This is a genomic window from uncultured Campylobacter sp. (assembly GCF_938045405.1).
GTDB lineage: Bacteria > Campylobacterota > Campylobacteria > Campylobacterales > Campylobacteraceae > Campylobacter_B.
This window is the reverse complement of record NZ_CALIMW010000031.1, coordinates 1-13,388: the sequence shown is the minus strand read 5'-3', so window position 1 is coordinate 13,388 and position 13,388 is coordinate 1. Positions and strand designations below refer to the sequence as shown.

The 13,388-nt window shown below is 47.5% G+C and carries 12 protein-coding genes; 2 read left to right on the top strand and 10 right to left on the bottom strand.

Features of this window, described 5'->3' with window-relative positions:
- The 10 genes from Q0140_RS01205 to Q0140_RS01160 form a co-directional block, all read right to left on the bottom strand.
- Positions 1-695 (bottom strand): hypothetical protein (locus tag Q0140_RS01205; RefSeq protein WP_297960787.1); only part of this gene is annotated, 695 nt, incomplete at its 3' end.
- Positions 679-1,317: an ABC transporter ATP-binding protein gene (locus Q0140_RS01200; protein ID WP_297960784.1), complete on the bottom strand. Its 639-nt coding sequence runs from the start codon at positions 1,315-1,317 to the stop codon at positions 679-681. The genes Q0140_RS01200 and Q0140_RS01205, both read right to left, overlap by 17 nt.
- 8 nt (positions 1,318-1,325) lie before the next feature.
- Complete coding sequence (locus Q0140_RS01195; RefSeq protein WP_297960780.1) at positions 1,326-2,228, bottom strand: NapH/MauN family ferredoxin-type protein; 903 nt, start codon at positions 2,226-2,228, stop codon at positions 1,326-1,328.
- Positions 2,229-2,231: 3 nt separating this feature from the next.
- Complete coding sequence (locus Q0140_RS01190; protein WP_297949553.1) at positions 2,232-2,678, bottom strand: cytochrome C; 447 nt, start codon at positions 2,676-2,678, stop codon at positions 2,232-2,234.
- The gene (locus Q0140_RS01185) at positions 2,675-3,292 is read right to left on the bottom strand and encodes a hypothetical protein (protein ID WP_297926796.1); all 618 of its coding nucleotides are present in this window, start codon (positions 3,290-3,292) and stop codon (positions 2,675-2,677) included. The genes Q0140_RS01190 and Q0140_RS01185 overlap by 4 nt, the downstream gene beginning before the upstream one ends.
- Positions 3,289-4,113, bottom strand: a complete 825-nt coding sequence (locus Q0140_RS01180) for a 4Fe-4S dicluster domain-containing protein (protein WP_297960777.1) — start codon at positions 4,111-4,113, stop codon at positions 3,289-3,291. The genes Q0140_RS01185 and Q0140_RS01180 overlap by 4 nt, the downstream gene beginning before the upstream one ends.
- Positions 4,110-5,315: a nitrous oxide reductase family maturation protein NosD gene (locus Q0140_RS01175; RefSeq protein ID WP_297960774.1), complete on the bottom strand. Its 1,206-nt coding sequence runs from the start codon at positions 5,313-5,315 to the stop codon at positions 4,110-4,112. Before Q0140_RS01175 ends, Q0140_RS01180 begins: the two co-directional genes overlap by 4 nt.
- Entirely contained in the window at positions 5,312-6,088 is a 777-nt protein-coding gene (locus tag Q0140_RS01170) for a cytochrome C (protein ID WP_297960770.1), read from the bottom strand. Before Q0140_RS01170 ends, Q0140_RS01175 begins: the two co-directional genes overlap by 4 nt.
- Positions 6,089-6,130: 42 nt before the next feature.
- Entirely contained in the window at positions 6,131-8,722 is a 2,592-nt protein-coding gene (gene nosZ, locus Q0140_RS01165; RefSeq protein ID WP_005870833.1) for a Sec-dependent nitrous-oxide reductase, read from the bottom strand.
- A gap of 12 nt (positions 8,723-8,734) precedes the next feature.
- Positions 8,735-9,892 (bottom strand): hypothetical protein, encoded by a 1,158-nt coding sequence (locus tag Q0140_RS01160; RefSeq protein WP_297960767.1) that lies wholly within the window; start codon positions 9,890-9,892, stop codon positions 8,735-8,737.
- Between the two features lie 298 nt (positions 9,893-10,190).
- Between Q0140_RS01160 and Q0140_RS01155 the strand changes: the two genes are divergently transcribed.
- Together Q0140_RS01155 and larA are read left to right on the top strand one after the other, a co-directional pair.
- Complete coding sequence (locus Q0140_RS01155; protein WP_297960764.1) at positions 10,191-11,858, top strand: anaerobic C4-dicarboxylate transporter; 1,668 nt, start codon at positions 10,191-10,193, stop codon at positions 11,856-11,858.
- 209 nt (positions 11,859-12,067) lie between these two features.
- Complete coding sequence (gene larA, locus Q0140_RS01150) at positions 12,068-13,318, top strand: nickel-dependent lactate racemase (protein ID WP_297960761.1); 1,251 nt, start codon at positions 12,068-12,070, stop codon at positions 13,316-13,318.
- Positions 13,319-13,388: the final 70 nt, after the last annotated feature.

Here is a 13,388-nt window from a genome sequence, read left to right as displayed (position 1 = left end):
GAATGCATATCGTGCGCAGTGCCGTTGCCCTCGTGCATCTGCCCCATATCGTGCGGCGAGCCTTGAGAGTGCGCCGTGCTACCCGCATCGCCGCCCATGCCATGATCTGAGCCGTGAGTATGCCCCATACCGCTCATATCGTGCTTCGGCTCGCTCATGCCGTGCTCTGCGGAGTGAGGGTCTTTCATGCCGTCCATATCGCCATGCATACTTCCCAGATCGCCGTGCGCATCGCGACCCATATCGCCCATTCCCATGCCGTGCGAGCCGCCGCCTGCTTTAAGCGCCGCGACTACTTGATCGAAGCTGAAGTCTTGCTTGCCCTCTTGCTTGTTTTTAAACGCGCCCCAGCCGAACGACATAGGGGTTTTAAAGCCCTTGTAAAAATGCGCCGTGCGTGCGTCGATAAACTCGCCGTTGCCGCTAGCGTCATTGATGTAAATTTTGGCGTCCTTCAGCCAGTTTAGTTTGTCGTTGGTAACCATAAAATCCACCAAGCAGCCGATGTCGTCAAAGTAGTGGTTTTTGCCGTCCACGCGTACATCGACGCTGAAGCGGTTGTCGCTGATCGCCATCTGGCAGTGCTCGCATACGTCTCTGTCGTAGTGAACATTGCCGTAGTCTTTCTCATCGCCGCAGCCTAAAAATGTAAGCGCAACAAGTGCACAAAGTAAAGCTCTAAACATTTTTGTCATCTACGATCCTCCCTAGATCCATTGAAATCATTCTTTTTACCAGTCCTCCCACTTCCTCGAGCCTATGCGAGATAAAGATCAAGCTCTTATCTTTTGCGTGGTTGTGCAAAAGCGTCTTAAAACGCTCGCGCGCGCTCGGATCGAGATTGGCGGTCGGTTCGTCGAAAATCATCGCCTTGCTAGCTCTGCCGAATGCTAGCGCAATTAAAAATTTCTGTTTCATACCGCCCGATAGCTTATGAAATGGTTTGTTTAAATTTGAACTCAGATCAAGCTCCATTTCGTCGCAAAATTTTACTATATCCGCTCTGCTTGCGTCGGCTGTGCGCTCGGCGAAGTAGATGAGCTCATTTAGGCTCAGCTTAAGCGGCGGCGGGGTTTGCGGCACGAAGCTGATACCGCGTAGTGCGCGGCTACGCTGTTTAAACGAATCAAATCCGTCGATAGCGACGCTGCCGCTTGTGGGTATGTATTCGCCTAAAATCGTCCGCATCAGCGAGCTTTTGCCTGCGCCGTTTTGCCCGACGAAAAGCACTTGCTCGCCGTCCGCGATATTTAGATCGATATCTTTTAAAACGAATTGATCTCCGAATTTCTTGCTTACGTTTTTAATCTCTATCATAGGCTTCCTTAGATCATATCTTTTAGCTTATTGCCGATACTGAGTGCGTCTTGATGACACACGTCGATACAGCGTCCGCATAGCGTGCAGTCGATCCCTTTTAGCATAAATTTGCTCTTATCGCCCAGGTTTTCGGACGCCTTTTTTTTAGTGATGTCTAGCACGTGCGAGACGAAGCAGACGTCTTGGCAAACGCCGCAGTGATCGCACCTGCTTTTATCCCAAGTAATCTTGCTAAGGCTCGCTTTCGCCGCAAGCGAATAGGTGCTGCCTAGCGGGCATAGATGAGTGCACCACGCTCGCCTGCTAAAAAACACTTCGAGCAAAAATACAAAAACGATCCAAAGCCCCGCCAGCGAGAAGCCGTAGATGATGAGGCGCGATAAAATTCCCACGACGTTAAAAATTTCAAAAACGAGCAGATCCGTAATCGCGCTTAGCAGCAAAAACACCGCCCAGATCGCATATCGCATACCGCGAGGCAATGAGCGCTCCTTGATGACGTGCTTTGAAATTAGCGTATTATGCAGCTTTTCGCCGATCTCACTAAGCGCTCCGTAAGGACAGATCCACGAGCAAAACGCCTTGCCGCCCGCGATGAAATAAAACAGCAAAATGGTGCCCGAGCCGATGAGTAGATTTATCGGTAGATCCTTGTGCGCGGCGATCACCTCAAGAGTCGCGAAAGGATCTGCTAGGTGAAAGCCAAGAATCCGCGAGCCGCTGATATCGCCTTCTAAAATTTGAATATCCGCGCGAAAGGAAAGCACGAAAAGTAGATGCACTAAAAATACCGTAGCGTAGCGCAGAGCCCGAATGCTGGGACGCCATTTGCCACTTTTATTTTTAAGCGCGAAGGTCGAGAAAAAGCTCGTGTTCTTGATCGTGCATCGCGAATTATATTTATTCAAGAGCTACTCTTTAAATTTTGAAATTTCATCCGCGAGCTTATCTAGGCTCTCGTCGCTTACGTTGGTTAGTAGTCCGCTCATCAGGCTGTTTTTGATCTTACCCGCTTTATAATCTTTGAGGCTTGCTAAAATTTGATCCTTGCTCTTGCCTCCGATCGGCGGAGCGATCTTGCCGCGTCCGTCATCGCCGTGGCAGGGCGCGCAGCTTACCAGATAGGAGCTACTAACCTTAAAATCGCGCTCTTTGACGCTTTGCTCTAAAATTTTAATATTTTTTACGTCCTTATCGTCGATGAGATCGACGCTTTTGCTCTGCGGCGCAGGCTTTGCTTGCACCTGCGGCTTGACTTCTTGCTGCGGCGCGCTAGAATCGTCCGAACTAGCCATAAAGATCATCAGCGCGATCAGTGCTACACCCAAAATCAAAGCTAAAATTTTGCCCGGTTTCATTTCTGCTCCTTAAATTGTTTGTTGAACTCGTAAATTTCTTTCGCCATCGTCTCTATCTGCTGCTCGCTCATGCCGTTTACGAGCTGCACCATAAGAGGATTAGGCTTTTCTTTGAATTTATACTTTTTAATCATATCCACGATCTGCGCGTCGGTTTTATCCAGAAGCGACGGACCGATGATGCCGTTGGCGTAGTCGTCGTGGCACGCCGAGCAGCGCAGGATAAAATCATGCCCAAGGCGCTTTTTCATAAGGTCGAAATTTAGCTTTTCGTATTGGTTTTTGATGCTTGAATACGCCACGATATTTTTGGTCGTTTCATTCACGTCGCCGTTTAGATTAAAATTTACCTTTCGTTCGCCGTAAAAATCGTAGCTTACGAACTTATCGTCCTTCTTGGGCGCTTCGCCGCTTTTAACGCTGATGCGAGGCTTTGCAGTATGATTTTGTTCCACGCTCTGCGATGCGGAATTTACACTCGCGGAATTCTGATCCGCAGAATTTTGCCCTGCAGAATTTGCGGCGGCAGAGCTTGAATCGCCGTCATCTCCGCAGCCGCACAGCAAAAGCGCCGCAGCTAGCGAGCAGAGGCGGAATTTAATAGAGTTTTTCATTGTTTTCCTTCATAGATTGATTTGTAATCCGCCCGCGGGATTATCTCGATGATACGCGCCGGGCAGAGCTCTGCGCACGCACCGCATCCGACGCAAGCGCTGCGGATCTGCGGAGCGAAATGATCATTCGCTTCTATCATCGCAATGGCATCAAGCGGCTGCGGGTAAGGGCACAGCGACGCGCATAGATCACAGACCTTGCCCTCTTTCGCCGCCAGCGCTGAGTTTAGCTCGCGCTCCTGCTCGGTCTTGGCGGGCTTTAGGCGCAGATCGCTAGACTTTAAAGTCTGTCCGCGATACGCCAAACAGGCGTCTAAATTTTTAATCATGGCGATACCCATCGCAACCTTTTTAGGCTCGTTCGTCTCGTGGCTGAGCGCGCCGCTTGGACAGGCGAGCACGCAAGGAAGCGCGCCGCAAAGATAGCAGCCCCGCTCTTTGGCGTCGATGACCGGGGTTCCGATGTCAAAAAGATGCGTAATATCGAGCAGATAGATGCTGTGATAGGGGCAGACCTGCACGCATTGACCGCACTTGATACAGCTACTGCGGAAGCCGCGCTCCGCCAGCGCTCCTGGCGGACGCAGATATAAAGAGGCGGAATCCCCGCTATAATTTTCCGCAGAATTTTGTTTTATGGAATTCGGCACGGAATTTTGCTCCGCAGAATTTACGGAATTTGACGCGCCGGAATTCTGCGCTTCGCCGCCCGTAAAATTTACGGAATTTGTGGAATTCTCATCCGCAAATAAGTTCGCTGCCCCGAGTACTCCGAGCGCTCCGCCGAGTAGTTTTATCGCTTCGCGTCTATTCTTTATCATTGCTTCATCCTAGGTTTTGGATCTTTTAGCAGTAGCTCAGGCTCTGAAAACGGAGCGAGCTTGGAAATGAAATTTAAAAGCGCGATCCCGCTGGAGCCGTAAAAAAACCGCACATTCGGTTTATACGCCCAAAGCCTATCCGCGTAGGCGTATGAGCTGTAGCTAACGTCGCCGTAGCCGTCACCATCGCGATCAAATCCGTCGTAATCGTCGAAGTAGTTGCCACTCCATTCGTTTTGCAAGAGCTTGGATTGTGGGGTATCGTTTAGCACGATCTCCATATTGCCTTTAAATTTATTGTTTTTAAATACGCTTTTTAGCTGCGTGGCGTGGAATTGCACGCCGATGCTGTTGTATTCGATATCGTTGTTTTCAAAAACGTTAAGTGAGCCCGGCTGATAGGGGGATTGATCCAGATAAAATCCGCGTGCGTTGTAGACGACTTTATTGTTGGTGATCGTAAAATTTGAGCTATCCTTCATACCTATGCCTACGCCGTAAGCGCCGTCTGCATTGCGCACGACGTTGCGTCTGGCGATATTATCGCTTGAAAACATAAAAAATAATCCCACGCTATTGCCGTCGTAGTAGTTATCCTCCACGACGTTGTGCCCGGAGTTCATAAAGTGCAGCGAATAGCGACAGCTGTGGCCTTTGTTGCCCGCAACGAGATTGCCGTTTGAGAAGTAAAAAACGGTGTCGCGGACGTTGTGGACGTCGTTATTTAAAATTTTATTGGCATTGGAATACCAAAGCTTGATGCCGTCGCCTTTAAAACTCGTGCGGTAGGTATTGCTTGAAATTTCGTTGCCCTCGATCGTTACGTCGTTTGCCTTGCTTAGCACGACGCCGTAGAGCACGTCTTTGATGAGATTATTTTTTATGATTACGCTGTTTACGTCGCTTACGTTGATGCCCGCATCCTCGCTAAGATGTTCGAAGCCTCCGTTTTGAATTGTTAAATTCTTGATTGTAACATGCGGAGAGCGGACGCGGATGACCGTTGCGTTGCGATCGCCTATGATCACGGCGGAGCGGTCTAGTCCGTCGATAGTAAGGGGTTTATCGATTAAAATATTGCCGTGGTACTCGCCCGCGGCTAGTTCTATAATATCGCCCGCTTTTGCGCTATCGATCGCGTCTTGAAGCTCGCCCGCGCCTAAGCTTAGCGCGAGCGAGAATGCTAGAAGCAAAAGCCTCATCTATGCTCTCGTAGGAATTTTTTCTTAGATAGTAGAGCTAACGCCGATAGCAGCGACAGGGCTAGCATCAGCCAAAAGCCAAGAGCCGGATATGAATGGGTAGTAAAATGCGCCACGCTGCCGTCGCCGAACGCCGTAGGCATAAAAGGCTTTATTTTAAACGCTCCCCAATCCTGCAGATTGTGCCCGAACCAATAGAGCCAACCCACGTAGCAGCCGATGAAAATAAGCGGCGCAATGATCGGCAAGATCATAAGCAGAGTCTGCCCCTTGCCGTCGTAGTATAAAAACGCGAGCATTCCTATCGTCGCAATTATGAGATAATATGGCGATAGCGAGTGCTCGAGCGTGCCGCCGCGCCAGACGGGATACATGCCGATATAGTGATTTAGGGTGTTCATCTCGCTGATATCGCCGCTAAAGCCGTCTACGTGGACGTAAAGTGGAATTCCATCGGGGAAAGCCTCTTTTGGATAGTTCGGCGCTTCAAGTGAAATTTTCCACACCGGTATGCTAGGTACGCCCACTTCAAATTTATGCTCCAGCATCGCGCCTAGATCATTTTTAACATCACTAGGAATTAGGTGATTTTTATACGATGCTTTTGTATAAAAATTCCATATCGGTGCGGAGTATGCGGGCAGCTGCGAGACGCTGCTAACCTGCCCCGATACGATTTTGCCTTGGACTTTGAAAAATCCTAGCGTAGGGATGGTAAAAGCGACCGTCATAATAAGCAGCGCTAAAATCGCGTAAATTTTATATTTTGGCATTTCATCTCCTTTAAATTCTCCCCCTTGCGGGGGAGAGTGGGGCTAGTTAAGGCCCGCGTTCTCATCGACCCATTTTAGGTATTCGATGATGTCTTTGATCTCTTCGTCTTTCATATGCTGATTTGGCATGCGAAGGTTGAAGTAATTTATCATTGCCTTAACGTAGTCGTCTTCGTAGAATTTAGCAGGGTCTTTGATGAAATCGGCTACCCACTTCTCGCCGTTTTCGTGGCGAAGTAGGACGCCCGTTAGATCAGGACCGGAGCTTACTTGACCGATGACGTGGCAGCCGTTGCAGCCTCCGCGCAGGTAGGCTTTTTCGCCGTTAGATGCAGCTTCGCTCATAGGAGTGGAGAGCTCACGGATTAGGTTGTTTTTAGCGCGAAGTCCGACATCTGCGGTTTTTACTAGATACTGCCAAACTTGACCTTCCCAAAGTATCGCGCCGTTCATATCGCCCGCTTTTACCGCGGCGTCTGCCTTGGCTTTGGTTTCAGGAATTTTGCCGTATTGATCTAGCGCATCATCGACTAAAGCCTTGACCTTAGGATATTTCTCGTAGTTTTTCTCTTTTAAGAATTTAACGACTGATTGAATAACGTCGTCGGTGGCTTTATTTGTAGCTACTACCTTGTCGTATTCGGCTTTTAGAGCCTCTGGGCTAAGAGCTTTTAGCATAGACGCTTTAGCTGAAGTGTATTTTTTATTCGGATCTTTTACGTATAGATATCCGAACATCTCAAGGTGCAGCGCAGAGCAGAATTCCGTGCAGTAGAAAGGAAATACGCCCTCTTTATCTGCGATGAAATTTACGCTCGCAGTCTTACCTGGCTCAAGTGACATATGCAAATCGTAATCATCAACCGTAAAGCCGTGAGTTTCGTCCTCGGCACGCTCTAAATTTGTCATATAGATCGTTACGTTATCGTCCTTATTAACCTCGATGTGCTCAGGATTAATATGGCTGCGGATCGCCGTAGCATAGACTTTTACGTTTTTGCCGTCGCGCTCGATGCGCTCCTGACCCGCTAGCGTCATAGCAGGGTGTTGTTTGCCGGTGCGAGAGTTTGTTCCCATAGTATAGGTAGGTTTCGTATGAAGCTTACTAGCTGCGATAGAAACTACGTCGTGCGGCTCACCTAGACCGATAGGAAGATCATAAAGCATCTCCATTTTAGGTCCTGTAATGTCGATCAGCTGGTGGTTTTGCGGATGAAGCGGTCCGATAGGATTAAATCTATCGATCGAAAGCTTATCCAGCGCGATTACGTATTTGCCGACCGGTTTTGAGGATTTGCCCTCCATAGAATCGAGGTGTCCGATATTGTAGTGGACGTTGATCCTATCTAAAACCTTTAGCGTCTTGTAGTTCCATTTTACGATCTGGCTATCGACGTAAAGCGATGTATAGATTACGCCGTCTTGCGAATCGAAGGTATTATGCAAAGGTCCAAGACCAAGCTCTGCTTGTCCGTGAAGCGTCTTTTGCATATCTAGGATCGGAATTCCGTATGGATCCTTGCCCGCGTATTCTTTCTTATCAATTAGCTCTTTGATCTTTTTGAAATCATAAACGCTAGCGTGAGTATCTAACTTGCCGCCGATGATGATATAGCGACCATCAGGGCTAACGTCAACGCCGTGAGGGGATTTGGCTTCAGGGATCAAAAATAGCGCTCCCGCTTTTACAGCGGCGTCTATTGTAACGATTCTGTGTCCGTTTACGACCTTATAGTTTTTGCTATCTTGAGCAAGTTTTTCTAGAATTTGCCAGTTATAAACGTGCAAGTAGTCGGTATCGTTGCGGCTCATGCCAGCTTCCATCGGAGGCAGACCCTTTTCGATGCCGCCTGTGTACATTTCGGAGTTGAAGCTGTTGGTAAACGCCCAGCCGAAGCTCTCGCCCTTACCTGCGTCACTTAGATCTTGCATATATGGAGGAAGCTCTAGAGAAAAGGATTTATTTACGTCGATTTTGCCTTTATCGTAGTCAAATTTCCATAGCGTTACTGCACCGCGATAGACTGCTTGATACTCCTCGATCGGGTGCCAGTCGTTATCAAAAGGGGCTGCGTATTGGCTGGTTTCGATGACGTATTCGGTATTAGGCGTTACGAAAGAGCCGCCGTGATCGCTTTTGATTACGGGATTTACGACTATTTGAGTAGTCTCGAAATCGGATAAATTTATAACCGCGATTCTTGGGTTCGCCTTATCGTTGATAAAGAGATAATCGCCCACATACTCGCCGTTTTTCTCGCTGAAATTTGGATGGTGAGTATCGCCCCAGTTGATCTCTTTGCCGTTAATGGAGCCCGATCTTAAGACCGCCTTGCTCTCCTCGTCAAAGCCGTATCCCTGCCAAGGCTCCGGGGTAAATACGCCGATATATTTGTAGATCCTCATCGACGGCACGCCGTAAACGATCACCTGTCCGCTTTGACCGCCGGAAGAGAAGACCATATAATCGTCCTTCCGACCGGTCGGCTGATAGGTCTTAGCCGCCGCCAAAACGTCTTTTTCACTTAAATTTCGTTCTTTCATCACGCGCTCTAAGTCGCTATCTGCGGCACACAGGGCGCTTGCGGCGAACAAAACCGAGCCCAAAAGCACGGGTTTGAAACTTTTTAACATACTAATCCTTTCTTAGAATTTTAAAATTTTGCCTGATTTGCTGACTACGAGGATCGCTTCCCCGTCTGCGTACATCGCTAAAAATTCGCTTTTTAAATCCACAACCTCCTTTAATCCTGCTTTTTGATTTTCGTAAATTTTATCTTTAGTAGCGATAAACTGCGTGCCGCGGGCGCACACGATGGATTTGATCCAAGAGCCCACGCTTTTGCGCTCGCCGCTTTTTAAATTCATAAAGCTCCCCTCTATGTCACCTGCAAACAGCGTCCCGTCGCAGTCTGCAAGAGCAGTGGCGATAGAGCCGCTTAAATTTTTATCGCCAGCTTCGGCTGAAATTTCGCTTTGAGTTTTAAGCTCCTCGTCTTGAAATTTTGCGCCTTTAAATTCTGAGCTTTGAAATTCCGCGTTCTTTGCGCCGCTAGCTTTCGTTTCGTTTTGCTCGGAGCCTTGCACGATTCTCGTGCTATTAAATTCTGCATCTTTAAATTTCACGCCACCAAGCTCTCCCTGCGCGGCGCGATTAGGCGCTGCATCGATGCCGCTAAATTTAGTCGCGACGAGATCTGCGCTAAAACAGGCTACGCCGTTCCAGCTTGCGACGCAAAGTCCGTTAGCGCCTAGGCTAACGGCATTGATCCTGCCGTAATTAGGCGAAATTCCGCGCAGCCCGTTGGGGGCGGAATTTCTATTTAAAGATTGCCCGTTTGCGGTGGAATTCTCACCTGGGGCGTAGCCGCCATCCGCGCTGTTATCAGGGTCTTCGTCTAATCTTATTAGTTGATTCTTATCTACTACCGCGTAAATTGCGTATTTTTCGGCATAGATCGCATCTATTTGGGCTGTGCCGCTACGCCCCGTCTTAAGCGCGCCTAAAAACTTTAATCTGTCGTTTAGTACCGCGATTTCGGCTCCGCCCCAAGCTAGATAAATTTTGCCGTTTTTAAAATTTAGAGCCGTGATTTCGTTATCGCTGTATTTTTGCGCGAACTCCACATTCCATTTAGCAGTATCAAACATCCTAAGCTCGCCGCCACTGCCGCATAAAAGCAGTCGGTGCGAGCTTGCGTCGAATGCACCCAGACGCAGCGTGGCATTTAGATCAAAGCTGCCGGCTGCTGCTATCTGCGATAAACAAATCAAAAAGGCAATACAAAATTTTTTAAAATTCATCTTAATTTACTCTTTGCGAAATGATACTCCCCCAAGGCTTAAAAATCGGTTTAAAGCTTGAGCTATAATGAAATTCTAAGATTTCTTAAAAGTTACGAAATTCTACGATATAAAAATAGCTCTAAGTAAAATTTTATTTTTCGCATTTTTGCTATATAAATTCCGCTTTAAAATTATAATTTCAGTAAATTTTTATTTTGACAGATTTTTAAAATTCGCAACGCTCCTTTAATTTTGTTTAAATAAAAAGTTAGTATAATCGCCAAAGTTTGTTTTAAATTTTACTGAAGGAGAAACTATGGAGTTTCTGACAAGTTTGTCTGAAAGCACTCAATTCTTTTTGCAGCTCATTATAGTCTTGGGCTGTTTGTTTTATGGTGCTAAAAAAGGCGGTATGGCGCTGGGAATTCTAGGCGGTATAGGCTTAGTGATCTTAGTGTTTGGATTTAGATTAGAGCCGGGTAAGCCGGCAGTGGACGTTATTTTAACTATCCTCGCAGTTGTCGTAGCAAGTGCAACGCTACAGGCTACGGGAGGGCTTGATGTAATGCTTCAAATAGCGGAGAAATTGCTTCGTAAGCATCCGAAGATGGTTTGTATCATCGCTCCAACTGTTGCGTGGACGCTTACAATCTTATGCGGAACGGGACACACCGTCTATACGCTGCTTCCGATCATCTATGACGTAGCTATTAAAAATGGGATTCGCCCTGAGCGCCCGATGGCTGCTTCTACGATCTCCTCGCAACTTGCTATCATCGCTAGCCCCGTTTCGGTTGCCGGCGTTTCGATGGTCGCGATCTTACTAGGCCAAGGCGTGCATATTGAGGGCTTTAGTACGTATTTGGATCTGCTAAAACTCACTATCCCTTCTACTTTCATCGGTATGCTTGCAATCGGAACGTGGTCGATTTTTAGAGGTAAAGATCTAGATAAAGATCCGGAATTTCAAGAAAAGATCAAAGATCCAGAGCAGAAAAAATATATCTACGGCGAAAGCACGACCTTGTTAGGTCAAAAGCTTCCTAGGATTAAGTGGATCTGCATGTGGATATTCTTAGCCACTATTGCGCTAGTTGCGGTTTTAGGTTACGAAAAAAGCTTGCGCCCTGCGTGGACTAAGAATGTTCCGGGCAAATCCGTAGAGATCATCGTCGATAAAAAAACGGTCAAAAATATCACGATTAAAGATGGTCAGGTTATCTCCATGGTGGACGGCGGTAAGGTCGTCTCAAACGTCAAAGAGTCCAAAGCCAAAGATGCGACGAAATTTAATAGCGTCGAAATTTATGACAAAGATAAAAAGCTTACTCAAAGCATCGTCTCTCAAGACGGAAACGTCGTCATCACGACAGGCGATAAGAGCGAAAGTATCGCAAACGCAAGCATTGTCGTAAAAGATACTATGAAAAAGACCACAAATTTAAATATGGTCTTAACCATTCAAATTTTCATGCTCCTAGCGGCGTCCATCATGATGATCGCTTCGGGCATAAAAGCGGGCAATATCGCTAAAAACGAAATTTTTCATAGCGGTATGATCGCGCTCGTAGCCATTTATGGAATTTCATGGATGGCAGAGACTATGTTTACTGCTCATATCGAAATGCTAAAAGCGTCGCTAGGTAAGGTCGTTATGGCGTATCCGTGGACATATGTCATCGTTTCGCTGCTAATTAGTAAATTCCTTAACTCTCAAGCGGCGGCGGTTGCTACTTTCGTACCGCTAGCGGTTAGCATCGGTATCGATCCGGGTCTTATTATTGCGTTTGCACCTGCTTGCTACGGATACTATATCCTACCTACCTATCCGAGCGATCTTGCGGCGATCCAGTTCGACCGCTCCGGCACTACGCACATCGGCAGATTCGTCATCAACCACAGCTTCATTTTCCCTGGGTTAATAGGCGTTCTTACTTCATGCGCGATGGGTTTTATCTTCGCTCATATTTACGGCTATTTATAATAGCTATATGCTCGCGAGTTCAACACTCGCGAGCTTTAAATTTCAAATCCCAGCGGCTTTTTAAAATTTTATAAAATTTTGAAATTTTAAATACTCTAAATTTTTAAATTCTAAAGCTTTCTAAATTCCGTTCATAACCCGCTCTAGGCTAATTCGTTTTAAATAAAATTTACGTTATAATCCCGCCAAATTCCACACAGGAGGCAGATATGCAAATCCCTATCGCATACGGCAAAGATGATCATCTAAGCTTAGAGATAAACGAGAAAAATTTGCTCGGCGTTTTCGATCCAAACCCCGTGGCTAAATTTGACGAAACGGCGCTCATCGCAAAGGCTCTAGCAAATCCGATAAATCAAAAAAGCTTTGACGAGTTTATCGCGGGCGATGAAAAGATCGTCGTCATCGTAAACGACGGCACGAGACCTACGCCGACGGCAAAAGTTTTAAAGCAAATTTACCCGAAAATCCGCGAGAAAAATAAAATTTTCATCATCGCCACCGGCTGCCACAGAGAGGGTACGCTCGATGAGTACGAGATGATCTTCGGCAAAGAAATTTACGCGGAAATCAGAGCCAAAAACGAAGTTCACGATCACGACTCCAAGCACGACGAGATGGTATTTTTAGGCGAGTCCAAAAACGGCACGCAGATGTATCTAAACAAAATCGTGGCAGAAGCCAAAAAAGTAATCGTCATAGGCTCGGTTGAGCCGCACTATTTCGCGGGCTACACGGGCGGCAGAAAGGCATTTTTGCCGGGTACTGCGTCGTATGAGAGCATCACGCAAAACCACAAGCTAGCTCTTAGCGCTGACGCGCAAGCTCTGCGACTAGAGGGCAACCCAGTGCACGAGGATATGATCGACGCGATGAAAGTTCTTGCGCATATCGACGTTTTTTCGATCCAGACGGTGCTTGATAGCGAGCACGGCGTATATTACGCGAGCGCTGGCCATCTAAACGATAGCTTCTATGACTGCGTGAAAAAGGCCGACGAGGTCTTTTGCGTAAATATCCCGCACAAGGCCGACATCGTGATCTCGGTCGCGCCATATCCGATGGACGTCGATCTCTATCAGGCGCAAAAAGCCCTAGACAACGGCAAACTAGCACTCGCTCAGGACGGAATTTTAATCATGGTCGCAAAATGCCGCACGGGCATCGGACCAAAGCCGTTTTTTGATCTGATGGCATCCGCCGACACGCCTAAAAAGGTGCTCGAAAAGATCAGCGCTGGCTTTAAGCTCGGTTATCACAAGGCCGCTAAGATGGCCGAAATCTCGCTCTGGGCGCAGACCTGGGCGGTGAGTGATCTAAGCGACGATGAGATGCGCGCCGTACACCTAAAGCCGTATCATGACCTGCAAAAAGCCGTGGACGACGCACTCGCGCAAAAGGGCGCGGACGCGAAGATCATAATCCTGCCGTTTGGCTCGATGACGGTGCCTAAGGCCTAGGCTTGGCTAAAATTTTATATTACGACGCGAGCGCGGGTATCAGCGGCGATATGAATTTAGGCGCGCTGGT